General features: G+C 52.7%; 29 protein-coding genes. 16 read left to right on the top strand and 13 right to left on the bottom strand.

The window, feature by feature from the left end; all coding sequences use genetic code 11:
* Positions 1-217: 217 nt before the first annotated feature.
* Positions 218-2455 carry a RelA/SpoT family protein gene (locus tag ACG2XO_RS00975; protein WP_410498981.1) on the bottom strand — a complete coding sequence of 746 codons (2238 nt, stop codon included), beginning with the start codon at positions 2453-2455 and terminating at the stop codon, positions 218-220.
* Positions 2456-2532: 77 nt separating this feature from the next.
* Here ACG2XO_RS00975 and ACG2XO_RS00970 point away from each other — a divergent pair, with 77 nt between their 5' ends.
* Positions 2533-3084 (top strand): DUF2062 domain-containing protein, encoded by a 552-nt coding sequence (locus ACG2XO_RS00970; protein WP_410498980.1) that lies wholly within the window; start codon positions 2533-2535, stop codon positions 3082-3084.
* 136 nt (positions 3085-3220) lie between these two features.
* On the opposite strand, the gene rsgA is transcribed toward ACG2XO_RS00970, so the two are convergent.
* Together rsgA and ACG2XO_RS00960 are read right to left on the bottom strand one after the other, a co-directional pair.
* Complete coding sequence (rsgA, locus tag ACG2XO_RS00965) at positions 3221-4114, bottom strand: ribosome small subunit-dependent GTPase A (RefSeq protein WP_410498979.1); 894 nt, start codon at positions 4112-4114, stop codon at positions 3221-3223.
* Positions 4111-5364, bottom strand: coding sequence for a M48 family metallopeptidase (locus ACG2XO_RS00960; protein ID WP_410500215.1), 1254 nt, complete (start codon positions 5362-5364; stop codon positions 4111-4113). The genes rsgA and ACG2XO_RS00960 overlap by 4 nt, the downstream gene beginning before the upstream one ends.
* 120 nt (positions 5365-5484) lie before the next feature.
* Here ACG2XO_RS00960 and orn point away from each other — a divergent pair, with 120 nt between their 5' ends.
* Positions 5485-6081 (top strand): oligoribonuclease, encoded by a 597-nt coding sequence (gene orn / locus ACG2XO_RS00955; RefSeq protein WP_410498978.1) that lies wholly within the window; start codon positions 5485-5487, stop codon positions 6079-6081.
* Positions 6082-6092: 11 nt separating this feature from the next.
* A complete protein-coding gene (locus ACG2XO_RS00950; protein WP_410498977.1) occupies positions 6093-6593 on the top strand; it encodes a CinA family protein in 501 nt (166 codons plus the stop codon).
* Here ACG2XO_RS00950 and ACG2XO_RS00945 read toward each other — a convergent pair.
* The 4 genes from ACG2XO_RS00945 to ACG2XO_RS00930 all read right to left on the bottom strand — a co-directional run bounded on the left by ACG2XO_RS00945 (position 6590) and on the right by ACG2XO_RS00930 (position 9472).
* Positions 6590-7393 carry a GntR family transcriptional regulator gene (locus ACG2XO_RS00945; protein WP_410498976.1) on the bottom strand — a complete coding sequence of 268 codons (804 nt, stop codon included), beginning with the start codon at positions 7391-7393 and terminating at the stop codon, positions 6590-6592. The two genes, ACG2XO_RS00950 and ACG2XO_RS00945, sit on opposite strands and share 4 nt — an antisense overlap.
* A 109-nt stretch (positions 7394-7502) precedes the next feature.
* On the bottom strand, positions 7503-8243 hold the full coding sequence (locus ACG2XO_RS00940; RefSeq protein ID WP_410498975.1) for a UDP-2,3-diacylglucosamine diphosphatase: 741 nt from the start codon (positions 8241-8243) through the stop codon (positions 7503-7505).
* 61 nt (positions 8244-8304) lie between these two features.
* A complete protein-coding gene (locus ACG2XO_RS00935; protein WP_410498974.1) occupies positions 8305-8808 on the bottom strand; it encodes a peptidylprolyl isomerase in 504 nt (167 codons plus the stop codon).
* 43 nt (positions 8809-8851) lie between these two features.
* Positions 8852-9472, bottom strand: a complete 621-nt coding sequence (locus ACG2XO_RS00930) for a peptidylprolyl isomerase (protein WP_410498973.1) — start codon at positions 9470-9472, stop codon at positions 8852-8854.
* 115 nt (positions 9473-9587) lie between these two features.
* Here ACG2XO_RS00930 and coq7 point away from each other — a divergent pair, with 115 nt between their 5' ends.
* The 5 genes from coq7 (at position 9588) to ACG2XO_RS00905 (ending at position 14007) form a co-directional block, all read left to right on the top strand.
* Positions 9588-10223, top strand: a complete 636-nt coding sequence (gene coq7, locus ACG2XO_RS00925; protein ID WP_410498972.1) for a 2-polyprenyl-3-methyl-6-methoxy-1,4-benzoquinone monooxygenase — start codon at positions 9588-9590, stop codon at positions 10221-10223.
* Between the two features lie 274 nt (positions 10224-10497).
* A complete protein-coding gene (locus ACG2XO_RS00920; protein WP_410498971.1) occupies positions 10498-11772 on the top strand; it encodes an OFA family MFS transporter in 1275 nt (424 codons plus the stop codon).
* Between the two features lie 122 nt (positions 11773-11894).
* Positions 11895-12728, top strand: a complete 834-nt coding sequence (locus ACG2XO_RS00915) for a formate/nitrite transporter family protein (protein WP_410498970.1) — start codon at positions 11895-11897, stop codon at positions 12726-12728.
* Positions 12725-13339 (top strand): cytochrome b/b6 domain-containing protein, encoded by a 615-nt coding sequence (locus ACG2XO_RS00910; RefSeq protein ID WP_410498969.1) that lies wholly within the window; start codon positions 12725-12727, stop codon positions 13337-13339. Before ACG2XO_RS00915 ends, ACG2XO_RS00910 begins: the two co-directional genes overlap by 4 nt.
* 8 nt (positions 13340-13347) lie before the next feature.
* Entirely contained in the window at positions 13348-14007 is a 660-nt protein-coding gene (locus tag ACG2XO_RS00905) for an MCP four helix bundle domain-containing protein (RefSeq protein WP_410498968.1), read from the top strand.
* Here ACG2XO_RS00905 and ACG2XO_RS00900 read toward each other — a convergent pair whose 3' ends face one another.
* A complete protein-coding gene (locus ACG2XO_RS00900; protein WP_410498967.1) occupies positions 14008-14427 on the bottom strand; it encodes an OsmC family protein in 420 nt (139 codons plus the stop codon).
* A gap of 467 nt (positions 14428-14894) precedes the next feature.
* On the opposite strand from ACG2XO_RS00900, the gene rplM reads away from it, so the two are divergent.
* The 8 genes from rplM (at position 14895) to ACG2XO_RS00860 (ending at position 19927) form a co-directional block, all read left to right on the top strand.
* Positions 14895-15323, top strand: coding sequence for a 50S ribosomal protein L13 (gene rplM / locus ACG2XO_RS00895; protein ID WP_410498966.1), 429 nt, complete (start codon positions 14895-14897; stop codon positions 15321-15323).
* 22 nt (positions 15324-15345) lie between these two features.
* Positions 15346-15738, top strand: coding sequence for a 30S ribosomal protein S9 (gene rpsI, locus ACG2XO_RS00890; RefSeq protein ID WP_410498965.1), 393 nt, complete (start codon positions 15346-15348; stop codon positions 15736-15738).
* A 163-nt stretch (positions 15739-15901) separates the two neighbouring features.
* Positions 15902-16945, top strand: a complete 1044-nt coding sequence (argC, locus tag ACG2XO_RS00885) for an N-acetyl-gamma-glutamyl-phosphate reductase (RefSeq protein WP_410498964.1) — start codon at positions 15902-15904, stop codon at positions 16943-16945.
* The gene (locus tag ACG2XO_RS00880; RefSeq protein WP_410498963.1) at positions 16946-17668 is read left to right on the top strand and encodes a DUF6776 family protein; all 723 of its coding nucleotides are present in this window, start codon (positions 16946-16948) and stop codon (positions 17666-17668) included. It abuts the gene before it with no gap.
* Between the two features lie 18 nt (positions 17669-17686).
* Positions 17687-18100 carry a bactofilin family protein gene (locus tag ACG2XO_RS00875; protein WP_410498962.1) on the top strand — a complete coding sequence of 138 codons (414 nt, stop codon included), beginning with the start codon at positions 17687-17689 and terminating at the stop codon, positions 18098-18100.
* Positions 18101-18207: 107 nt separating this feature from the next.
* Entirely contained in the window at positions 18208-18540 is a 333-nt protein-coding gene (gene erpA, locus ACG2XO_RS00870; RefSeq protein WP_410500214.1) for an iron-sulfur cluster insertion protein ErpA, read from the top strand.
* A gap of 71 nt (positions 18541-18611) precedes the next feature.
* Positions 18612-19289 carry a 4'-phosphopantetheinyl transferase family protein gene (locus ACG2XO_RS00865; protein ID WP_410498961.1) on the top strand — a complete coding sequence of 226 codons (678 nt, stop codon included), beginning with the start codon at positions 18612-18614 and terminating at the stop codon, positions 19287-19289.
* A 71-nt stretch (positions 19290-19360) separates the two neighbouring features.
* Complete coding sequence (locus ACG2XO_RS00860) at positions 19361-19927, top strand: hypothetical protein (RefSeq protein ID WP_410498960.1); 567 nt, start codon at positions 19361-19363, stop codon at positions 19925-19927.
* Between the two features lie 136 nt (positions 19928-20063).
* On the opposite strand, the gene ACG2XO_RS00855 is transcribed toward ACG2XO_RS00860, so the two are convergent.
* The 5 genes from ACG2XO_RS00855 to ACG2XO_RS00835 all read right to left on the bottom strand — a co-directional run bounded on the left by ACG2XO_RS00855 (position 20064) and on the right by ACG2XO_RS00835 (position 24942).
* The gene (locus tag ACG2XO_RS00855; protein ID WP_410500213.1) at positions 20064-20210 is read right to left on the bottom strand and encodes a hypothetical protein; all 147 of its coding nucleotides are present in this window, start codon (positions 20208-20210) and stop codon (positions 20064-20066) included.
* A gap of 77 nt (positions 20211-20287) precedes the next feature.
* Positions 20288-21076 (bottom strand): HesA/MoeB/ThiF family protein, encoded by a 789-nt coding sequence (locus tag ACG2XO_RS00850; RefSeq protein ID WP_410498959.1) that lies wholly within the window; start codon positions 21074-21076, stop codon positions 20288-20290.
* Between the two features lie 378 nt (positions 21077-21454).
* On the bottom strand, positions 21455-21868 hold the full coding sequence (locus ACG2XO_RS00845) for a hypothetical protein (protein ID WP_410498958.1): 414 nt from the start codon (positions 21866-21868) through the stop codon (positions 21455-21457).
* A gap of 222 nt (positions 21869-22090) precedes the next feature.
* Positions 22091-23533 (bottom strand): S41 family peptidase, encoded by a 1443-nt coding sequence (locus ACG2XO_RS00840; protein ID WP_410498957.1) that lies wholly within the window; start codon positions 23531-23533, stop codon positions 22091-22093.
* A 29-nt stretch (positions 23534-23562) separates the two neighbouring features.
* Positions 23563-24942, bottom strand: coding sequence for a peptidoglycan DD-metalloendopeptidase family protein (locus tag ACG2XO_RS00835; protein WP_410498956.1), 1380 nt, complete (start codon positions 24940-24942; stop codon positions 23563-23565).
* Between the last annotated feature and the right edge of the window lie 72 nt (positions 24943-25014).

Raw genomic sequence — 25014 nt, 5'->3', positions numbered from 1 at the left:
AAGGAAGTAAACATCATTCATGCCTCGTGTTGTTTATATTATTTGTCTTTTAGTATTAGCTTATTCTTGGTGAAGAAGCGATTCACGAAGAGATGTATTGCTTTTTTGCGGTAAATTCTTTTTGAATATTTAAATTGCTTGAATCAAATCAATCATTGCTTTGATCGGCAGTTACTTGTCGCTCATTACTTCAATGCGGTACAGCGATGGCAGAGATTTATGCGCGATTGCACCGCAACACCCCGGAGACTTCCTGTAGCCGGGTGAAAATGCGCTGCAGCTGTTCACTGTCGCGAATTTCGATGGTAAACGAAATCCGCGCCCGGCCATCGCGTACCTGCATATTGGCTGCGCTGACGTTGATTTTCTCGCGCGACATGATGTCGGTCAGATCGCGCAGCAGATTGGCGCGTTCGGTCGCTTCAACCAGAATATCTACGGCAAAAACGTGGCCGCCCTTGCCCAGATTGCCCCAGTCGGCACGAATCAGCCGTTCGGGTGCTTCGGCTGCTAGCCGTTTCAGCGCTGAGCAATCGCTGCGGTGAATCGAAATACCGCGCCCTTTGGTCACATAACCCATCACTGCGTCGGGTGGAACGGGCTTGCAGCATTTGGCGAGCATCGTCATCAGCTTGTCGATGCCTTCGATCAAAATGCCTTCGCCGTACTGAGTCGCACGGGCGGCATGAATGAAGCTTTCCGGTGTTTCTTCAACGGTTTCAGCTTCAACTGGATGCAGGATATCGTTAAACGCCAGATTAAGCTCGCGCAGGCTGACTTCACCTTGCCCCAGCGCGATATGGACTTCATCAATCGTTTTGTAACCCAGCCGTGAAGCGACCAGATCCTGATTGAGTTGCGTTGCCCCGGCGCGTGCGGCCTCTTTTTCGTAGGTGTTTTTGCCCGCTTCAATGGCGACGTCGAGATTTTGCTGGCGCACCCAGTGGCGGATTTTTTGCGCGGCACGATGGCTTTTGACGTAGCCCTGATGCAACCAATCGAGGCTGGGGCCGCCTTCCTTGATCGACAGGATTTCGACACGCTGGCCGTTTTCCAGTGCGGTATTGAGTGGAACAATCTGGCCGTTGACCTTGGCGCCACGACAGCGATGGCCCAGATCGGTGTGCAGATGATAGGCAAAATCAACCGGCGTACTGCCCTTGGGCAGTGAAATGACTCGGCCAGCCGGCGTCAACACATAAATCGTGTCTTCAAACAGCTCGGCTTTGAACGCGTCGGTGAATTTGTCGTCGGTTGCGACGTCTTCGCGCCAGTCGAGCAATTGGCGCAGCCAGGCAATTTTTTCTTCATAACGCGCATCGCCGTGGCCGCCTTCCTTGTAGCGCCAATGCGCAGCAACGCCATGTTCGGCGTGGTCGTGCATTTCGAAAGTGCGAATCTGCACTTCGACGGCCTTGTCCTGCGGCCCGATCACGGCGGTATGCAGGCTGCGGTAGAAATTGCCCTTGGGCTGAGCGATGTAATCGTCGAACTCGCCCGGAATCGGCTGCCACAGATTGTGGACGATGCCGAGCACGGTGTAGCAATCCTTGACGTCATCAACCAATACGCGCACTGCACGGATGTCATATAGCTCGGAGAAATCGAGCCTTTTCTTCTGCATCTTTTTCCAGATGCTGTAAATGTGCTTGGGACGCCCCATCAGGTCGACGTGTGTGACGCCCGCTTTGGCGAGTTCGCTGCGCAAGCTGCCGAGCACTTCGGCGATGAACTGCTCGCGGTCAATGCGGCGCTCGTCGAGCAGCTTGGCGATTTTCTTGTAGGTGTCGGTATGCAGGAAACGGAAACCCAGGTCTTCGAGTTCCCATTTGATTTGCCAGACGCCAAGCCGGTTCGCTAGCGGCGCAAAAACGTCGAGCGTCTCCTGCGCGATTCTGCGACGGCGCTCCTCGCTGAGCTTGGCCAGGCTGTGCATTGTTTGCGTACGCCACGCCAGCTTGATCAGTACGGCACGGATGTCCTCGACCATCGCCAGCAACATCTTGCGCTGTGCTTCGACTTGTTGTGCATAGTCTTCGGCCAAAGACGGTTTGGCAAGTGCGCGTAGTTTGCGGACTTTGCTGATGCCGTCGACCAGTTGTGCAACCACTTTGCCAAAGCGCTTTTCGATCTGTTCTGCAGATTTGTCGACAAAATCCGGCATACAAAACAGCAGGGCGGCGATTACCGCATTGGCGTCCATCCGTAAATCAGCGACGATGGACGCGCTGGCAACTGCATGGGCAAGCAGTGATTCATCCGTATCGGGATTAAGTGCGGTGTCATAGACTTCGCTCACCCAGTCCAGCGCCGCGCGTAAGCGTAGCAGCTCCTGCGGCGGATAACGCTCAGCCAGCGCGAGCAGCCAGCGTTCGGGATCGGCAGCTTCGGCAATGGACTGGGCAAGAGGACGGGTGACGGCAACCATAATGACGGCGATTTCCTGGTGGAACATCCACTTTTGTTAATTCAGATTGAATTTTGCCCAAAATAAAAGGTCTGTCATAGCGGATTCAACGTTAAAATCTCCCAATGCCCAAAAAAATTCTTCGCCGCTGGTTGCCCAGCCATGAAACCTTACAGCAAAACCGTTTTCTCAGTCGCTTTGCGCACTGGTTCGAGCACCCCAATCTCTGGCACTTGAATCGTCATTCGGTCGCCGGCGGTGTTGCTGCCGGCATGATTGGTGGGCTGATTCCGGGGCCGCTGCAAATCATCACAGCGTCGATTCTGGCGCTGATTTTCCGTGTCAACCTGCCGGTGGCCATTTTTGCCACTTTTTATACCAACCCGTTCACGATCGCGCCGATTTATTGGGTGGCATTCTGGCTTGGCAGTTGGGTGAGTGGCCATAACGGTGTGGATACGATGGCGCAAATGCCTTCTTTGCAGGGTTTGCCTTTGCTCGACTGGAGCGTTGCAATGTGGCTCTGGATCAAGTCGCTGGGAGTACCGCTGCTGATTGGCTTGCCGCTGTTGAGCGCCATACTGGCGATTGCCGGTTATTTTGCCGTGCAATTGTTTTGGCGGCTCTGGGTGTACTGGACGCTGTATCAGAGAAGGCAACGTCGCTTGGGTTTGTAGTGGGGTATGTCTGCGCAGGGCTTTTAAGATCTTGCTTGTGGCGATATACCCTTTTTTATGTCGGTCTGCGCTGATGCTGGGATCAGATTACGGGAGTAAGCGTGCTCCCGCTCTGCACCCTGTTCAGAAAACCGGATCAATAATTGTTCGCCGCTTGCGCGATTTCGTCCTGCAAGCGATGCATCAGCTCCAGCCGGCTCGGGGCGATTTGCCCGGCTGCAACGGCGGCCAGTACTGCGCAGCCCGGCTCCTGCCGGTGGCGGCAGTTGCTGAAACGGCATTGCCCGACATAGGGCGCCATATCGGCCATCAGGTGAGGCAGCGATTCGGCGCGCAGATGCGCAAGGCCAAATGATTGCAGACCGGGTGAATCGATCAATTCGGCAGCCTGTATGGATCCGGTCGCATTCAATTTATAAAGCTGAGCATGCGTGGTCGTGTGTTTGCCCGAATCGAGCGCCAGCGAAATCTCGTTCACGCGCGCATTGGCGTCGGGAATCAGCGCATTGGTGATTGTCGATTTGCCCATGCCCGATTGACCGACTAGTACCGAAATCTGGCCATCCAGCCAGGGCATTAGTGGACTTAAATCTTCTTTGGCCGAAATCTCAACGACCGGATAGCCAAACTGCGTGTAGTACGCCAGCCGCTCACGCGCGGCATCGCTTTCGGGCAAATCACATTTATTCAGGCAAATGACCGCGCTGATATTGGCGTCAGCAGCGGCGAGCAAGGCGCGCCCAATCAGCTCGTCGGAAAAACTCGGTACTGAGGCGACGACAATAATGATTTGTGTGACATTGGCGGCAATTAGCTTGCTTTTCCATTGGTCAGAGCGATAGAGCAAAGTTTTGCGCTCAAGCACCTTGTTGATGACCGCCTGCTCTTGATTCAGTACGTCGATATCGACCTGATCACCGCAAGCATAATCGGTTTTTTTACCACGCGTTGACGCGGAAAGACGTTTGCCGTCATCAAGTTCAATGATGTAAACCTTGCCGTAGCTGGTGACGATGCGGGCGGTGGTCATGCTTTTTCCAGTTGGCGTAAAGCCGCGATTCGCAAGCTGGCTGGCGGATGGCTGTCGTAAAACAGGCTGTGCAGCGGATCGGGTGTCAGTGTTGCTGCATTATCGCGGTACAGCTTGACCAGCGCGGTGATCAGATCGGCTGCCGAGCATTGCGATGCGGCAAAGGCATCGGCTTCATACTCGTGCTTGCGCGAGGTCATTGAGCTCAACGGTGAAAAAATAAAAGTAAATACAGGCAGGGTAAGGAAGAACAGCAGTAAGGCTGTAGCGATACTTGGCGTACTGACGCCCAGGCCCTGATAAAACCAGAGTTGTGTTTTGAGCTGACCCAGTACCCACAGCAGGCCGAGCATCAGCGTGAAAGTCCAGACCAGTCGTTTGGCGATATGGCGATGCTTGAAATGCCCCAGTTCATGCGCCAGCACCGCTTCGACTTCAGCCGGTTCCAAATGCTTGAGCAGGGTATCGAAAAAAACGATGCGTTTGGATTTTCCAAACCCCGTGAAATAGGCGTTGCCGTGGCTGGAGCGTTTGCTGCCGTCCATCACAAACAGACCATTGCTGGTAAAGCCGCAACGCGACAGCAGTGCAACGATGCGCTCTTTCATTGTGCCATCTTCCAATGGGACAAACTTGTTAAACAGGGGCGCAATAAAAGTCGGGAAAACCCACATCAAAGCCAGCGAGAAAACCAGCCAGGTCGCCCAGACGTATAACCACCACAAGTCGCCCATGCGGAGCATCAGCCACAACACGGCGGCCAGCAGTGGCAGGCCGATGGCGGCGGCCAGCAGCGTCGATTTGATCAGATCGCTAACAAATAGCTTCGGCGTCATCTGATTAAAACCGAAACGCGCTTCGATGATAAAGGTCGATACCAAAGAAAACGGTAGGCTCAGGATGGTGTTGATCATGGCCAGACCGGCAATCAGGGCCAAGCCTTGGGCAATTTCCGAGCTGAACCACGGCGCAGTCAGTTGTGATAACCACTCGATTCCGCCACCGACGGTAAACGCCGCGAGCAACATGGCGTCAAAAATCGTCGTCAACATGCCAAAGCGTGTTTTGGCGATGGTATATGCCGCCGCGCGCCCGTGTGATTCCAGCGTAATCTGCTCAGCAAATTCGGTTGGCACTGCTTTGCGGTGCTTGAGCACATGATTGATATGGCGCATCGCCAGCCATAACTGCAGCAAGACGCTGCTGAGCAGGGCGAATAAAAAAAGAATGGAAAACTGATGGGCGGTCATGTCGATCTTATCTGCGAGTTTTTTTGCCGAGGTGAGCCAAGGTTGAGTCATTGTCGTAACTGACTCAGTTTCATGGCAGCCTGCTAAAATGGTATTTTTTAGCAATTCAAGCGAGCAAGTATGCCACAAGACCAGAACCACCTCATCTGGATCGACATGGAAATGACCGGTCTGGAGCCGGAAACAGACCGGATTATCGAAATTGCCGTGGTGATCACCGACAGCCATCTGAATATTGTTGCCGAAGGGCCTGCGCTGGTCGTGCATCAGAGCGATGAAGTGATGAATGCGATGGATGAATGGTGCACCAAAACGCATGGCAATTCCGGGCTGACTGCGAAAGTCAAAGCATCGACGCTGACCGAGGCTGAAGTGGAGCAGCAGGTGATCGAATTCATCAGCCAGTATTGTCCGAAAGGCGTTTCGCCACTGTGTGGTAACTCGGTACATCAGGATCGGCGTTTTCTCGTCAAATACATGCCCGAGCTCGAAAGCTGGTTCCATTACCGCAATCTGGACGTTTCGACGCTGAAAGAGTTGTGCAAACGCTGGAAGCCGGAAGTCTACAAACAGTTCAAAAAACGTGGCGCGCATACTGCGCTGGCCGATATTCTCGAATCGATTGAAGAGCTGAAATTTTACCGCGACAACTTTATCAAACTGGCTGGCGAAGGCGTTGATGTTGCCTTGCTGCAGACTGAAGAAGACGACGCGTGATGGGCGATGGCTTGTCCGTATTTTCGGCGGAAATTGAACAATTGGCTCAACAACTGGGTCAGTTGTTGCTGGCGCGTGGCGAGACGGTGGCGACCGCCGAATCCTGTACCGGCGGGCTGATTGCTGGGGCGATCACCGAAATCGCAGGCTCGAGCAGCTGGTTTGAGCGGGGTTATATTTGCTACGCCAATTCGGCCAAAACCGAAATGCTCGATGTGCCGACCGCCTTTATCGACGGTCTGGGTGCGGTCAGTGAGCCGGTTGTTGCTGCGATGGCGCAAGGTGCAGCAACGAATGCCGGTGCACGCTGGGCGGTGGCGGTCTCCGGAGTTGCAGGCCCCACCGGAGGTAGCCCGGAAAAACCGGTTGGCACCGTCTGGCTAGCCTGGTCGACTCCGGATGGCATTATTACTGAGCGGCAGGTATTTGCGGGTAATCGAGCTCAGGTAAGGCTTGCAACGGTATACCTGGCGCTGGATAGGTTGGTCAGCCTGTTAAGGCTGGCGGCTTAACCCCGAAATTGCACGACATAGTGGTAGTAATCGCTGCGAAAAAATGAGTAACTCAATTCGAGTGGGATCTCATCGCTCAGATAGCTGACCCGGGTGAGTCGTAATAGCGGCTGAGCCGGGTCAAACTGACACCAGTCGGCCATTTCTTCATCGGCGTAATCAGCGTCGATTTCTTCGCAGGCATAGTCGATATTCAGATCGTTTTCTTTGAAATAATGATAGAGAGAGTCTTCGATCAGCTCTGGCTGCGGCAGAAAACGCAGCGGAATGCTGCTGATTTCATAACCAACCACGATGCCATCGGCCATCCGTAGTCGTTGCAGGCGCACAATCTGCTCGTCGGTTCTGAGTTTGAGTCGCCATTGCTCGTCAAGACTGGGCGTGGTGATGGTGCGCTCTATCCATTTCGACGAGGGGGCAAAACCGCGTTGACGCAAAATCTCGCTAAAGCCGCTGAGTTTGCCGATGGGCTGATCCAGCCGCGGCGTTGCATAGAATAGCCCGTTTCCGGCTTGCCGGATCCAGTGCTGGCTGGCGAGCAGGCAGAATGCCATTTGAATTTCCAGTATTTGCAGCCCGGTAAAGCCGGCAAACTCTTCGATGGTGGGGAGTGCTGCATTGGGCTGCCAACGACCTTCGATGACGGCACTGCGCAGGCGGTCAAAAAATTGGATGAGCTTGGGTTGTTCACTTGCCGGATCGGGAATGAGGTCGGCAAGTTCCCCGAGATCGTTCAGGTCGTATGCAGATTCTAGGCTCTGATCCAGATCGATCAATTCCTCTGCTGTTCTGGTATTCATTTTGCCTCCGGCTATCGGGCTGCTTCAGGCAAAGTATAGTGAATGCATTGCGTGATCGGCGCTCAATCAGCGCTGTGCCAGATGAATGGTGCGCTGCAAGGCGGCGAGTTTAGTGGGTTTGCCATGCGCTGCCATCGAGCTGATGCAGTGACATGTGCTGCTCGATGATTTGCAGATAACCGCCTTGTCCATGGTGCCAATCGGGGAGTACCCACCGCTGACCATAGGGGTATTGATGTGTAAATGGCTTGTGCGTATGACCGTGGATTAATACCGAAGAGGGGTATTTGGCAAACTCGGCCGCAATTGCCGCCTCGGTGACGTCCATGATGGCCTTGGGTTTGTGCTGATTCATGGTTTTGGATCGTGCACGGATTTTGTCAGCTTCCTTGCTGCGAATCCGGCGTGGTAGATTCAACCAGATCCATTGAAACAGGCGGTTTCGTGAAATTTTACGCCAGCGTTGATAGCCTACATCCTCGGTGCAGTAGGCATCGCCGTGGGCGAGTACTAACTGTAGTCCATTGAGTGTGAGCAGGGTCGGGTCGTTGATAATTTGTAGTTTTGCTTGGCGGGCAAAGCGTGATCCGGGCAGAAAGTCCCGGTTGCCAGCCATAAAATAGACCGCGACATCATGCTGCTTTAATGCCGCAATCTCGTGCGCAAGATCGCCATAAAACTCATCGTCCAGCTGATCATCGCCGAGCCAGTATTCAAATAGATCGCCCAGAATATACAACGCCGCAGCATGGGATGCTGTGGTGTGCAAAAAAGCACGAAAAGCCGCGACGGTGGCCGGGTCGGCGGGAGAAAGATGAAGGTCGGAAATAAATAGCGTTGGGCGGGTCATGGCGGTGGCACATTAAAAAAGCGCGGAGAACCGCGCTTTGGATCGAATGATAAATCGGTCATTAAGCCAGAACTTCTGCTTTGATAATCAGTACGTCTTCCTTTGGAACATCTTGGTGAAAGCCGTTGCTGCCGGTTTTGACTTTCTCGATCGCATCAACGACATCCTGGCCTTCGATGACAGCGCCAAATACGGCATAGCCCCAGCCTTGCGCCGATTTGCTGCGGAAGTTAAGGAAGTCATTGTCGGCCGCATTGATGAAAAATTGTGCTGAAGCCGAGTGCGGATCTGGCGTACGTGCCATGGCGATGGTGTAAATATCGTTTTTCAGACCGTTGTCCGCTTCATTCTGAATGCTGGCGCGACCGTCTTTTTTCTCTTTCATGCCTGGCGCAAAGCCGCCGCCCTGGATCATAAAGCCATCAATCACGCGGTGGAAAATCGTGCCATCGTAATGGCCGTCGTTCACGTATTGCAGAAAGTTGGCTACGGTAATCGGCGCTTTTTCTGCGTTCAGTTCCAGAACGATATCGCCTTTGCTGGTGCTTAGTTTTACTTTGGTCATGCAGATTTCTCCTGGTCGGGATGGATATACTTTGCCCTGCGAATTATTTCGTGGTTTTGGCTGGCTTTGACGCTACTTTTGACGCGGCCTTGTCGGCCTTGGCCGGTAATTCACGGGCGCTGATCAACATAACCGGTTCGGCAGGCTGGTCGCCCGGAATCGTCGGTACTTTGGCAATCTGGTCGATGACTTCGATGCCGCTGACAATTTTGCCAAAGACAGCGTAGCCCCATTTATCAAAAGAAGGGTAGTTCAGCGAGTCGTTATTGACCAGATTGAAATAAAACTGGCTGGTTGCCGAATGCGGTGCGCCGGTACGCGCCATTGCAATTGTGCCACGGTCGTTTTTCAGGCCTTTCTCGAAAGCCATTTGTGCTTCGTTCTCGATCGGCGCCTTGGTCGGTTTTTGTTCCATCTGGGCATTAAAACCACCGCCCTGAACGACAAAATTATTGATGACCCGATGAAAGACCGTGTTGTCGTAATGTTTGCTTTTCACATATTGCAAGAAGTTGGCGACGCTTTTCGGTGCCGCTTCCGGATAAAGTTCGACGACCACTTTACCTTTGGAGGTGATCATTTCGATTTGTGGGTTAGCTGGACTGGCTGAGAAGGCAGCCATGCTAGAGAGTGCCAGAGTGGCGGCAACAACAAAGCGTTTCATTGATCTTCCTGCGTATTGGGCTGTTGTAATGAATGAGGTGAAAAATATCAGCGAATCATACCATGAGGGCGGTGTAGAATTGTCGGCAATTTCTTGGGTTAAGGATAGTTTTACTATGTTGAAATTACCCTCTGTTGATCAATTGATCGGCGAATTTGATACGGTTTTACGTACTCTGGCTGCACCGGCCGCGAGTGTGCGCTCCCACCCGGATCGCGACATTGCCGATGTCGAATTACAGGCCGCTGAAAAAAACCATGCGGCCGGTTTGATGCGGGTGAATCATTGCGGTGAAGTGTGCGCCCAGGCGCTGTATCAGGGGCAGGCGCTCACCGCGCGTGATCCGGCTGCACGTGAAGCACTCAAACAGGCTGCGGCTGAGGAGGTCGAACATCTGGCTTGGACACGCCAACGGCTCGATGAATTGGGTAGCCATCGCAGTCTGCTCAATCCGCTGTGGTATGCCGGATCATTTGCGATGGGTGTGACCGCAGGGCTTATCGGCGATAAATGGAATCTGGGCTTTCTGGCCGAAACCGAACGTCAGGTGACCGCTCACCTGGAGAGTCATCTGGCGCAATTGCCCGAGCAAGATGCGAAAAGTCGCGCGATTGTGACGCAAATGGCAATTGACGAAAGTAGTCACGCTGAGCAGGCGGTTGCGCTCGGCGCTGCCGAGTTGCCGCTGCCGGTGACCCGATTGATGACAGCGACTTCCAAGGTGATGACGACGCTGTCGTATCATATTTGAAATTTGGCTGTTTATTTTCATGGGTATTGCTATGTAGCTCTCTATTTTAGAGCTCTGTGTGGCAATACCCCTTTGTTTTTCTGTCCGCGCCAATATGGCTTCGAGCCAGCTTCATCCAGGTACTTCAATCTATTGTTCGCCATTGATTGGCCGTAGTCGGCTCTTGTTGATTACTGTCAAGATGCGCCAATCAGCAAGCTGGCAATCTAGCACCGACGCAAAAATCTTTATCGAATCAATAAAGACCGCGCATTTTGAGTGACTGGAGGTCATGATGGCTAAGAATCGGTGGTTAATGGCAGCAGCAGGGGTCGGGATTCACATCTCGATTGGCTCCGTGTATGCATGGAGTGTTTTTTCCAAACCTTTGATGGCGCAATTTGGCTGGAGCCTGAAAGAAGTCGGCTTCACCTTCGGTTTAGCCATCTTTATGCTCGGCATGTCGGCAGCCGTGATGGGGCATGTGGTCGAAAAACGCGGCCCACGCTTCTCCGGCACGATTTCGGCGATCTGCTGGTCGCTGGGTTTGCTCGGCGCGGGTTTTGCGGTTTCTGTCGGTAATCTCTGGTTGCTGTATCTGTGCTACGGCGTTTTGGGTGGCGTAGGTCTGGGAACGGGTTATGTGACGCCAGTTTCAACGCTGATGAAATGGTTCCCGGACCGTCGTGGTTTGGCGACCGGTCTGGCGATCATGGGCTTTGGTTTCGCGTCGTTCTTCGGTGCGCCATTAATGGCCAAACTGATCCAGAGCGTCGGCATTGCCAATACGTTTTACACGCTCGGTTGTCTCTACGCGGTAGTGATGCTGGCGTCGGCCCGTTATCTGGAGCCGCCACCTGCAGGCTGGAAACCGGCTGGTTTTGAAGAAAGCCAGGCGTCTGGTAAAGCCAAAGTGGCGATGGATCTGATGCCGATGACGGCGAATGAGGCCGTCAAAACCAAACCATTCTACGGTTTGTGGATCATGATGTTCATTAACATCACTTGTGGTATCGCGGTGATTTCGGTGGCCTCGCCAATGACACAGGAAGTCACCGGCATGAGCCCGCTGGCTGCAGGTGCCGTGGTCGGGATGATTGGTTTGTTTAATGGCGGCGGTCGCTTGGTATGGGCCACAATGTCAGACTATCTGGGGCGTCCGAATACCTACATCACCTTTTTTACCATTGAAGTGGTCGCATTCTACTTCCTGCCTTCGATGCGTGACGTGGTGGTGTTCCAGGCCGTGCTCTATCTGATCATGACTTGCTACGGTGGTGGCTTCTCTACACTGCCTGCGTATATCGGTGATTTGTTTGGAACCAAACAGGTCAGTGCAATTCATGGTTATGTGCTGACAGCATGGGCGATGGCAGGGCTGGTGGGCTCGTCATTCGCGTCCTTCCTGCGTGAAGCATCAGGCAGTTACGCGGCGATGACGGTGGTATTTGCCGCGATTTTCCTGTTTGCTTTTGCTGTTTCGGTGGCGATGAAAATGTTTGTGAGTCGCGAGTTGGCGAAAAAGCAGCTGCAGATTGGTGGCGTGGCTTTGAATGCTGCAGGTCAATAAATCGCGCAAATTTGATATGACACAAAAAGAGCCGAATGTTCGGCTCTTTTTTATCATTTGCTCATTTTTTGAATTGCTTCAAGTCTAAAATATGACTTCCGCATCGGCGTTGGGAACGTTAAATGGCAGCTTCAAATATTTTAAGTCCTGATCATCTGGTTAATTACATCGACGACGCCGCGCTGAGCAAAGTGGCTTTGCGCCCGCCGCGCTTGCTGGTCATGGCGTTTTTGGGTGGCATATTTATATCACTCGGTGCTTTGCTCGCCGTCGTCGTTGCCGGTGGCGCGACCAAATTGCTGGCGGAAAATCCGGGGCTGGATAAATTGCTATTCGGTGCTGTTTTTCCGATTGGCTTTATTGCGGTGGTGTTGACTGGTGCCGATTTGTTTACGTCCAATTGTGCGACGCAAATGGTTCCCTGGTATCGCCGCAAAGTACGCCTGCAGGAGGTGGTGCGGGTCTGGGGTGTGTCATATCTGGGTAATCTGGTTGGTGCGTTATTTGCCGCTTGGGCGTTTGCCTATATGACCGGTTTGCTCAGTGCCCATCAACCCTGGGCGGCCTACATTATCAATCTGGCCGAGCACAAGGTGCATCAGCCGTTTCAGGTTGTCTTTATGAAAGGTGTGCTGGCCAATATGCTGGTCTGCGTCGCAGCATGGCAGGGCTATTCGGCTAAGGACACACTGGGGCGAATGGTCGGGATCTGGGCGCCAGTGATGACTTTTGTCGCGCTGGGCATGGAGCACAGTATTGCCAACCTGTTCTTTGTTCCGGCGGCGATTCTGGCCGGAGCCGATCTGGCGGTGGCCGATTTTGTCACGCTTAATCTGATTCCTGCCACGCTGGGTAATATTGTTGGCGGTGCTTTGCTGATTGGCTTGCCTTATGCCTGGTTGTATTCCGAAACCGACGGCAAGGTGAATAATCCAACGGATATCGATTTGCCATGACAAAACAAGTCGAGCTTACTTCGGTCAATTATCATCCATTGTCGGTGCTGATGCACTGGTTAACGGTGTTGCTGGTGCTGGGGATTGTGCTGGCGCTGGCATTGGCGCAATGGTTGGGGCGCGGCAGTGGCGCCTATGCATTCTGGATGCAGACGCATTCTGTGCTGGGACAAATGACCTTCGGCGTGAGCCTGCTGCGTTTGCTGGTACTGAGCCACTATCGTGCGCCTGCACCGTGCGGCGAGGATGAGGCACAGGTGCTGGTGGCTAAAGTGATGCATGCTCTGTTGTATGGCCTGATCGGGTTTCTGGCGTGTAGCGGCGTTTTGCTGAGTGTGGCTTATCTGGCGGGGCAGCATGTTTGGGGTTTTGTTGTTCCGATGACTTTAAATCCGCAAGCGATGGGTTTGGTGCGTCAGCTGCATACGCTGGTGGCAATGGGATTTATTTTTATCGCTTTTGCACATGGTGCATATGGCTGTGCGATGCATTACTTCGCCGGTCGTGTGGCTTTGCGTCGTTTATCTGTCAGTGATTTGGGGGTGGTTGATGTGATTTCGGCTCCCGATGCTGATGCGCAGTATGCGCTAGTGGAACAGGAGCGAGCCTAGCCGGCATTATGATTCAGGCGGTTAATCAGCGTTTTTTTGCGATTATTCTGGGGGCAATTTCAGCACTGATTCTGATTGGTCTGGTCGGAGTCGTCAGTACGCAGCGCATGGCGGATGATCTGGAGTTTACCGACGAGAGTATTATTCGCAGTCTGGCAATTCTGTCGGGGATTGAGCGCGATTTTTTATTGATTCGAGTGAATGCGCTTTATCATCTGTCTTATTCCGAAGCGTCGAAAAAAGCGCCACACGAGGTGACGATCAGGCGCAATATCACCGAAACCCAAGCCCTGCTCGAAGAATACCAGCGCACTCTGGTCGTCAATCTGCGCGATAGAGAATTGATCGAGCAGGATATTCGACTATTTAAGATTTATCTGGCCGCTTTGGATAAAGTGCTGTCTCATTCCCGTGCTAATCAGAAAGAAGCTGCTGTTGTGGTGGTGGAGAGTGAGTGGAAGCCCGCTGGCGAGAGCCTGACTTCTGCGTTGGCGCAACACGCCCATTTCAAAGAGCAATTTGTCGAGCAAGCAGTGCAAAGATCAATGCAGACGGGGCGCCGCCAGACGTGGATGATTATTGCATTGACGATTGTGGGTATTTTTGGGGTCTTGGTGGCTGCCTATTTCTTTCGTAAAAGTCTGGCAGCCACAGCGCAGTCGCGTTGATTAATCCGCTTCACGCACTTCAAAATCATGCGTAATCGGTACGACTTGCCCCAGCATAATTGAAGCCGAACAATATTTTTCCGCAGACAATTTGATTGCCCGCTCAACCGCTTCGGGCTTGAGTGCCTTGCCGGTCACAATGAAGTGGAGGTGGATTTTGGTGAATACTTTTGGGTCGGTTGGTGCGCGCTCGGCATCGACTTCCACCACACAATCACGGACGTCAGCACGGCCTTTTTTCAGAATATGAATCACGTCGTAGGTCGAGCATCCGGTCATGCCCATCAGCAGCATTTCCATCGGACGCGGCCCCAGATTGCGTCCGCCACCTTCGGGTGGGCCATCCATCAATACTGCGTGCCCAGACTCTGACTGAGCTAGAAAACTGACATCTTCAACCCATTTTACGCGAACTTTCACAAAACCCTCCTCGTGGCCTTACAGACCGATCTGATGACTGATGCAGCATTTTAACGGCAATCGCCCTTTGATGTCCGCTGTTCACTGGCTGGGATAAGCAATTGCGGCCGTTTGTCGTGGCAAACCAAATCTGCTTGCCTTACACGGGCATGTCGATGGATAATCCGCGTTGATACTGAGCCTTGCTCGGTATCGTCTCCTCCATCCTCCATTTTTGGTGGATTTCGCGCAATCTGGCTTAAGCCGGATTGCGTTTTTTTTGCCGAAATCATTCGGTAGAGTTAAGTGTGTGCCTATGCATCTGATCAGGTTCGAATTTGCAAGGGCATGATTCATAAATAAAAAAAATGGTTTTTGTAAAAGTAGTGGTTCGATTCGCAATCTGGCGCATAAACCCTTTGACAGGTCGGCAGTTTCTTCGTTAGAATTCTCGACTTTCTCAAAATCAAAAACGTGGACTAGCAGTCATGAAAACCTTTTCTGCCAAGCCGCACGAGGTGAAGCGCGAGTGGTTCGTTGTGGACGCCACAGACTTAGTGCTGGGCCGTCTCGCTGCCGAGATCGCCAAACGCCTGCGTGGCAAACATAAAGCTGAATACACCCCGCACGTCGATACTGGCGACTACATCGTTGTGGTAAACGCAGACAAGCTCCGCGTTACTGGCGATAAAGCTACATCGAAAAAATACTACCGTCACACGGGTCACCCAGGTGGTATTTACGAGCGTACCTTCACTGAAATGCAAAACAAATTCCCTGGCCGCGCTCTGGAGTTTGCCGTTAAAGGCATGCTGCCAAAAGGTCCGCTGGGCTACGCAATGATCAAGAAGATGAAAGTCTACGCTGGCAGCGAACATCCGCACTCAGCGCAAGAACCTAAATCTCTTGCTATCTAAGCAGAACTAAAGGAATTGCATCATGGTAGGTAAATACAACTACGGTACCGGTCGTCGCAAGAGCTCAGTAGCTCGTGTGTTCATCACCAAAGGTACTGGCAATATCGTGGTAAACGGTAAAGCTCTGGATCAGTACTTCGCTCGCGAAACTGGTCGCATGATCGTACGTCAGCCACTGGAACTCACCAGCAACCTCGAATCTTTCGACATCATGGTTAACGTAGCAGGCGGCGGCGAATCAGGCCAAGCTGGCGCGGTACGTCACGGTATTACCCGTGCCTTGATCGAATTCGATGCGGCTTTGAAACCAACGTTGAAATCAGCTGGTCTGGTTACACGTGATGCTCGAGAAGTTGAGCGTAAGAAAGTCGGTCTGCGTGGCGCTCGTCGTCGCAAACAGTTCTCTAAGCGTTAATTCGTTTTCGGTGCTGTTCAGAAAGCCATCCTGCGGGGTGGCTTTTTTATTTTGGCGAAGGGATGTACGAAGCAAGTTTTTATCCTTACTTTCCCTGCTTACGCCTCACACCTGACCAGCATTTTGTTTTATGATCGTGCTGAAACTTTTTGAGGATATGGGCATGATCAAGGTAGGAATTGTTGGCGGTACGGGTTACACCGGGGTTGAGTTATTGCGTCTGTTGTCGCGTCACCCCGATGTAGAGCTGCGTGCTGTTACTTCGCGCAAGGAAGCAGGCATGAAAGTCGCGGAGATGTTCCCTAGCTTGCGCGGCCGCGTTGAGATTGCTTTTTCTACTCCGGAAGACGCCAAGCTGACTGAGTGCGATGTCGTCTTTTTTGCCACGCCCCATGGCGTAGCCATGGCGCAAGCGCGTGAATTGCTGGATGCTGGCGTAAAAGTCATCGATCTGGCGGCTGATTTCCGCCTGAAAGATCCGGTCGAGTTTGCCAAATGGTATGCGATGGAGCATAGCTGCACCGATTTGCTGGCTGAAGCTGTGTATGGTTTGCCTGAAGTGAATCGCGAGGCGATCAAGCAGGCTCGCCTGATTGGCATGGCCGGTTGCTATCCGACTTCAGTGCAACTCGGTTTGCTGCCACTGATTGAAAATGGTCTGCGACTGATTGAAACCAAGGGCTTGATCGCTGATTGCAAATCGGGTGTTTCAGGCGCGGGGCGCAAAGCCGAGGTGGGTACGCTGTTTGCCGAAAGTGCAGACAATTTTAAAGCCTACGGTGTCAAAGGCCATCGCCATTCTCCGGAAATTATGCAAGGCTTGTCAGCGATTCACGGTGCTCCAGTTGAGCTGACTTTTGTTCCGCACCTCACCCCAATGATCCGTGGTATTCACTCGACGATTTATGCGCGTTTGACCGAGGCGGGTAAAGCGGCCGATATCCAGAAACTGTTTGAAGAGCGCTTTGCGGGCGAGCCTTTTGTCGACGTGATGCCGTCTGGTTCATGTCCGGAGACGCGTTCAGTGCGCGGCAGCAATACCGCGCGGATCGCGGTGCACCGCCCCGGTAACGGTGATTTGCTGGTGATTTTGGTGGTGGAAGACAATCTGGTCAAAGGTGCTTCGGGTCAATCGGTGCAAGTGATGAATCTGATGTTTGGTCTGCCTGAGCAGCACGGTCTGGACGTCGTGCCTTTGCTGCCTTAAATGATGCCGATTAAGCGATTGTATCGTGCCCACCGTGCGCGTCTGACGGCTGCACCACTGGCATTGCGTCCGGAAGATAGCTGGCGAAGAAAATTGCTTCGATGGGTATTGCTCTCTGGGCTTTTGCTGGTAATGCTTTTGGCTGGATACCGCGCGGGGGTAAGTCAGGTTTTGCAGCATCAAACGCAAATTCAGCGCGAGCAGCAAGGTGATGTGAGAAAAGCACAGGCACAAATTGCATCGCTGACTGCCGGTGCGGCTTTATTATCACAGCAACTGACAATACTAAAGTCCGAACGTGATGCGCTGGTGCTGGAGCAAAACCAGTCTCGACAGGATCTGGCCGCAATGCGTGAGACGCTGTCATTTTTTGAGTCATTGCTGCAAAGTAATGACCGCTCACGGATTGCGAGTTTCGTTGCCTGCGATTTGCAGTTGATTGAGGCGGGCAAGTACCGGTATCGTCTGTTGCTGGTTCAGGGGACAAACCGCACCGAAGAATTGCAGGGGCGTTTGCTGGTGAACTTGCAATATAACGAGGGTGGGAAAAAAGCACGCTTGAGTCAGGGGGTTGATCCGGTGATTCCAGTGAAATTGCAGCATTATGCCCGGCTGCAGGGCGAGTTGTTTGTGCCTGATGCGGTCAATCAACTACAGATGGAAGTGCAATTTTTGAGCGAACAGGGTAATCAGGTGCTGGCAAGTTGTCAGAAAAAAATATAATCAAAGACGGGGAAGGCTATGTTTGGCAAAAAAAAAGGCAGTACCAAGATTGATAGCTTGATTGGTCATGGTACGACAATGACTGGCGATGTGCAGTTTGCTGGTGGCTTGCGAGTGGATGGTGTCATTATTGGCAATGTCAGCATGGCAGATGCTAAAAATGGCACTTTGGTTATAAGCGAAAAAGCACGCATTGAGGGTAAGGTTCAGTGCAGTCATCTGATTCTTAATGGCGAAATTCGTGGTCCGATCGAAGTCAGTCAGTATGTCGAATTGCAAGCAAAATCGCGAATAATCGGCGATCTTGCATACAAGACGCTGGAAATGCACCCGGGGGCAATTATTGAAGGTCGACTGGTTCATGTGCAAAATGGTCAGCGCGAAGAAGTGGCAGTGGCTGATGTACCAAGAACTGAAGCTAAGCCTGAATGATTAGAGTGCTGAACGGGGTCTGTTGACGACTTGTCTGCAGAGGCGGATAATCCATAGTGTTTTAGTCAACTATTATTTTCGGAGCTGTGATGACCACCGAGATCGATATGCCAATGCCATTTATCTTCACCGACAACGCGGCCGCGAAGGTGAGTGAGCTGATCGCCGAGGAAGGCAATCCAGATTTGAAACTGCGTGTTTTTGTGACGGGTGGTGGCTGTTCTGGCTTCCAGTATGGCTTTACCTTTGACGAAATCGTGAATGAAGACGACACACCCATCAGCAAAAACGGCGTCACGCTCCTGGTTGACCCGATGAGCTACCAATACCTGGTTGGCGCGGAAATTGATTATGTGGAAAGCCTGGAAGGCTCTCAGTTCACGATCAAAAACCCGAACGCGCAATCAACTTGCGGTTGCGGATCGTCATTCTCGGTATAAACTGGGGCAGGCTTGCCGATAGTAAAAAGCGACCAGAACTGGTCGCTTTTTTTTATGCAGAAAGGAAAACCATGGCGCAATTGGCTCTGATGCCGCTGACTGGGGCGAGCGAGATTCCCCCGGTTAGTCATTGGCTGGATCAGGCGCAGCAAGAGCGGCTGGCCAGAATCCGCCACCCGGCGCGACAAATGCAATTTTGTGCTGCACGGCACCTGGCAATCAGTCTGCTTAGCGAACACGGCCTTCAACCAGCATTGCTGACGCAAGCCAGTGGCCGCCCGCAGGCCTTGAATTGGCCGGCTCCAGATGGATTGTCATGGTCACATACCTCCGCGTGGGCAGGCGCAGCCTTGGGGGAAGGGCGGGTGGGGCTGGATATTGAATCCATCCAGCCCAGACGTAATGTGCTGGCGATTGCCGAGCAATATTTCTCCGCGCGTGAGTGCGCCGCGCTGCGAGCAGCGTTTGGCGAGGCACAATTGAGCCTTTTTTATCATATGTGGGTGGCCAAAGAAGCCTTGCTAAAAGCGCTGGGGACGGGTCTGGTCGGCGGCTTAAGCCGCTTTGAGCTCTTGCCGGATAAGGGCGGCTGGCGATTATTCAGTGCTGATCCGGTAGACTGGCAGCTGGCCATCTGGCATTTGCCGGGGCAGGCCTTGTGCGCTGTGGCCAGCGATACCGCCCAGAGCTGGAATGTTCCGCATGATTACGCCCAGCTGCAGTTACAGATTGTGGCGCAGGTGGGCTGATCAGCTTAGCAAGCTCACCGGATGGCTTCTATAACGCTTGTATTGCAGCGTTTTTTGACAAGGCAGACATCATGGTTGAGATACCCAAAGGCGGCTCTGCCGCACAAAATCCGGATTTAAGCTGGAGTCAGGTGCAAGAAACCATTCTGATGCTGGGGATTGTGGTCGCCCAGATTCGTCATGCCATGGAGGATAGTAGCAACTCACTCAATCAGCTGGCGACCTCATTCTCCACGACATTCGAAGAGATCCATGCTTTGAAAAGTGATTTGCTTGAATTTGTCCATCAATTACCGGACGAGTTAAATCTAGAAAAACGCGTCACGCAAATTAGCGAGCAGAATATCAAATCGGTTGTTGCATTCCAGTTTTATGACCGGCTTTCGCAGCGGCTGGAGCATGTCTGCGGCACGCTGAGTGCGCTGGCGGGGCTGGTGTCTGATCGTCAGGCGATGTTTGTGCCCGCCGAGTGGTTAAAGTTGCAGGAAAGAATCCGTTCGCAATACACCATGGAGCAGGAAAAAATCCTATTCGATGCTATTTTGCGCGGCGTTGCGATTAATGAAGCGATCGAGCTGGCCGGGAATGTGAGGTTGCTTGAATCGAACGAGCTTGACGACGGGATCGAATTTTTCTGATCTGGCTTGTGAATATGGCCATCAGTGTCCGGCAGGGTGGCACTGATGGACAGCGCTGGCTTTAGAGCAGACTAAATGCAATCATCCCACGCCGCACCCGTGCTGCCCAGAATGGTTTCCATCACCGTCCAGGTTTTCAGCGTTTGCGCTTTGCTGGCACCGGTAAATTGCCGAATAGCCAGAAGCCCGAATCATTCACATGGCTCAATACAATCGAGCCGCCAGCGATACAGATCGACAACGCCGCCAGTTGCGCTCCCGAGTAGCCAGTCAGCTCGATCACAGGCAAGACAATTTGGAGGTGCCGACCAGATCGGCTACGTCCTGCATCGAGGGGCGGCGATGTTATCGTTCATGCGTTCAAACCCGCGCGCTGCAGACCGGGCAGGCGGGATCTTTTTTGTAGCGCATTTCGCGCCAGCGCGCCGTGCGGGCGTCGTACAACTGCAGCCTGCCTAGCAGAATATCGCCGCAGTCGGTGATCACTTTCAGCGTTTCCGCTGCCTGTGCCGCGCCGATGATACCCACCAGCGGGGCAAAGACGCCAAAGGTGGCGCAGGGGCTGTCGTTGGCTTCGCCTTCGTCGCCAAACAGGCAGTGATAGCACGGTGCGTCGGCCGCACGCGGATCAAAGGTGGTGATCTGCCCGTCAAAACGCACTGCTGCGCCTGAAACCAGCGGTTTTCTAGCCTGTACGCTGGCACGATTGACCGCATGGCGCGTTTCAAAATTGTCGCAGCAATCGACCACTACATCGGCGGCCAGCACCAGATCAAGCAGGCGCTGATCGTTGGCGCGCTCGCCAAGTGCGTGGATGGTGATGTCGGGGTTCAGTGCGCTGAGCGTTGCTTTGGCCGATTCGGCCTTGTTGCTGCCCACGCGTGCCTGAGTGTGGACGATCTGGCGCTGCAGATTGGTCAAATCCACCTCATCATCGTCGATAATGGTCAGCGTGCCGATGCCAGCGCTGGCCAGATACAGCGATAGCGGCGATCCTAGCCCACCCGCTCCGATAATCAGCACATGCGCGGCGCTGATTTTTTCCTGCCCTTCGATACCCAGCTCGTCGAGCAGAATATGACGGCTGTAGCGCAGTAATTTGGCGTCATCCAGCTCGATGCGGGCGCTGCGGGTCGGGCAAACTGTCATGGTCGGTGGCCGCTACAGAAGTTGAAAAAGTTGAAGCCCTGATTATAACCATCAGGGCTTCGCTTGGCTTAAGCCATATCAAGGTGGTGCAGGATCTTAGGGGGTGTTGACGTTGGGTTTGCGAATCGCGTTTGTGCTGATTTTGGCTTGGGCAAGACACGAAGTGCGCCACTTCCTTATTCTAAGTGAGCGCTTTGTAACGCCGCATCAGGCCAAAAGCCGCCAAACCGCTTTTTGATATCTAACATCCGGCTGGCGCTTTTCGCGGCAACTCTGCGTTGTAACTCGCTCGAATAGCTTGGCTATGCATCGCTCATTACGCCTTGATTTGCCGCGAAACCCGCGCCAGCGCGATCATAAACCCAATGTTAACAGGCCCTAAAGATAGCGGCGCAATTCTTCCGGTGTTTCGTCGTGATCGCCGTGCGGGTGCTTTTCCCAGACTTTGACGTAGACATCGCGGCTTTTGATATTGTGCTCAGGGATCGCACGATTGTCGTGATAAACCTCTTCACAGTAATGAGCCAAGGTGCGTTTGATTTTCTGCAGTATGTTATTGTCGAGATGAAATCCAGCCTCCAGCAGACGCGTCTCCAGCTCGAGCAAGGAATGTTCATCCATATGGTACTGCACCGCTACACGATGCTGACTGGCAAATGCCTGGCACAATACGCCGGGAATCCGGTTGAGGAGCTTGGCTGCCTGATTTGCCTGATCCAGAGGCAGCCCACTAAAAACGATGTCCCGATGTTTGATGTCATCGTGAGGGTATTTGGCACGCAGGGAGTTCATTCTTGGCCTCTTCGATAACGCTTATCTTGGTTTTAGATTAAACCTTTTTCCTGCTTTGTGCATCAGGCTTTAGATCAGTTGTGTTGTTTTGTATGGAAAAGGTCGTTAGTCATGATACGCCTTGTGGGGTATTGCTCCTATGTTGTTTATTATTATGGCTTGCAAAGAAATACCCCCGGACGGTTTGTGCCGATCTGGGGGTATTTTGCTGAGTAGGCGAGCTTATTTTGCTGCTGGTTTGCTCAGTAGTAACTGCTGTACTTTCAGTACATTGAACGCCTGCTGAAGCTGATAATCGGATTTGGATACCAGCTCACGTGGATTTTCATCTGCTTCGGTTCCGCTCGCAGGTTTGCTGCTTGGCTTGATGCTGGTTTTGGGGGCATCGTTGGGTTGAGGCGTCGCTTTACCTGCATTTTTGTCGGTTGGGTTATCCAGATGGCGCCCCAGATCGGCTTCGCGCAGGCGCAAACCATTTTCTTCCTTGCCATTTAAAACTGCTTCTTCGGCCACGATGTCCGGTGTGATGCCTTTGGCCTGGATTGAGCGGCCATTGGGCGTGAAGTAGCGCGCCGTGGTCAGTTTTAATGCACTTTTGGCGTCAATAGGCAGAATGGTTTGCACCGAGCCTTTGCCGAAAGTCTGCGTGCCAACGACCAGAGCCCGCTTGTGATCCTGCAGTGCGCCTGCCACGATTTCAGAGGCCGATGCCGAGCCGCTATTGACCAGAACGACCAAGGGGACGTTTTTGACGTCTTTTGGCGTATTCTTGAAGTAATCCTTGCTCGAGTCGCGTTGATAGAACTGAGGGCTGGCGGTCAATCTGATTTTGGCGTCAGCAGTGCGGCCTTCTGTGTAAACGACCAAGGCATCCTTGGGCAAAAATGCAGCAGAGACACCAACAGCGCCGTCCAGCAGGCCACCCGGATCATTACGCAAATCGAGCACCAAACCTTTTAGTGATGATTTGTTTTCCTTGTACAGTGCATCAATCGCCTGCGCCAGATTTTCTGTTGTTTTTTCCTGGAACTGGGTAATACGGATGTAACCGTAACCTGGTTCGGCGAGCTTGAATTTCACGCTCTGGGTTTTGATAATTGCTCGTTTGAGCGTAAAGATCAGGGGTTTTGACTCGCCTTTGCGCAAAATGGTTAGCGTGACGCTGGTTCCTGCTTTGCCACGCATTTTGGAAACAGCTTCATTCAAGGAAAGCCCCTGTACCTGTAGCTCGTCAATTTTGACAATAAAATCGCCCGCTTTGATGCCGGCTCGGTAGGCCGGTGTATCTTCGATGGGGGACACGATTCTAACCAGCCCATCTTCCATATTGACTTCAAGCCCCAGCCCGCCAAATTCGCCCTGGGTGTTGACTTTCAGATCAGCAAAAGCTTCTTCATCGAGGTAGCTCGAATGCGGGTCAAGACCGGAGACCATGCCTTTAATGGCTTCGTTGATCAGCTTTTTGTCTTCAACCGGTTCAACGTAACTTTGTTTGATCAGGCCAAATACCGTTGAGAATGCGCGCAGCTCATCAATCGGCAAAGGATTGCTGCTGGCTTCTTTATCGGCAGTCGCATTAAACGATAAACTAACGACGGTGCCTAAGGCGGCGCCGGCCGCCAGCAGACTGATTTTTTGCCAGCGGCTGTATGGTTTGTTGGACATCCCGGAGTTTTCCTGTTCGTGCGGTGTTTTTATTTGGCCCATGACAAGGGGTCAAGTGGGCGACTATTCTGTCGGATTTCGAAGTATACGCCGGATTCGGCCATGCCGCCGCTATTGCCGACGGTAGCAATCACATCACCCGGTTTGACTGGATCGGCAACTCGTTTTAGCAGACTTTCATTGCCGCCATACAGGCTCATATAGCCGCCACCATGGTCGATAATCATCAGGTTGCCAAATCCGCGCAGCCAATCGGCAAAGACGACGCGGCCGCTGGCAATCGCATGCACCGATTGACCATTATTGGCTTTAATCATCAGGCCTTTCCAGGTGCCACCTTCGCCGCGGGGGGCGCCAAAACGACCGGTTACTACGCCTTTGACTGGCAAGGCAAGCTGGCCTTTCAATCCGGCAAATTTGACACCGGCTTGAGACGGATCAGGCAGGTTTTCATTTATGCTGCTGACTTCTTCTTTTGCCTCTGGTTCTGCCGTTGGCGCCGGTCTGCCTGCTGCTTTGGCCAGTTCAGCCTGTTTGGCTTGCCGTACGCTGCGTTCCGCGTTAGCTTTGGCGCGTTGTTCTGCGCGTCTTTTTGCTTCTAGACGTTGCTTTTCTGCGAGGCGGCTTTGCTCGGCTTCCTGGCGTTTGATGATGGCATTCAAGCGCTCGGTGAGCAGGGTCAGTCTTTTTTCGTCGGCTGCCAACTTCTGGATTTGACTGCGCTGACTGGCGATTTGTCTGGACAGCTGATTGACCACTGCCTGCTTTTGTTGCTGATCACTCACCAGTTGCTGGCGTTGTTGCTGTTTATTGCGGGCGATTTCCTGCAATTCGGCATTTTTCTGCTGAATTTGCTCGGCCAGCTGATTGAGTTCATTGAGCTGGGTTTCTAGCTGGGTGGCCAATTGCTGCTGTGATTGGGCAAGGTATTTGTAATAGGTCAAATCCCGGCTGACCTGATTGGGATCTTTTTGATTGAGTAGCAGGCGCCAGGCTTCTAGCTGGCCGAGTTTATAGCGGTTACTAAGCAGCTCGCCAAGGCGTTTCTGGCAGGCCCGGATGCTCATCCGAGTGCGGGCAATATCCGCTTCCAGTTTGGCCAGTTCGTTAACTGTCAGTGTGCGTTGTTGCGCGAGTTCGCTTAAAACCCGATTGGCCTCCGAAATTGATTGTTCGGAGTCTTTCAGTGCGTCGGCAGCTTCATTGCGGGATGATTCATTGGCAATCAGGTTTTTTTGCAATTGTTCGATCTGGCTGCGCAGGGTTTTGAGTTCTGCCTGTTTGGCTTCACGATCCTGAATCGTACCGGAGGATTTGCTGGCTATTTTACTGGCGACAGGTGCGGCAAATGAGGTCGGAATGACCGCCATGCCGGTGAAAATCAGCGAAACAAGTAAACGTGCCAACATCTTTTACTCAAGAAATATCAAGAGTGCATCACTTTACTTGAATCGCCAAATTCTCTAAACCCAAATCAGCAT

The sequence above is a fragment of the Chitinibacter sp. S2-10 genome, assembly GCF_046530675.1.
Classification (GTDB): Bacteria; Pseudomonadota; Gammaproteobacteria; order Burkholderiales; family Chitinibacteraceae; genus Chitinibacter.
This window is presented reverse-complemented; position numbering and strand designations above follow the sequence as displayed.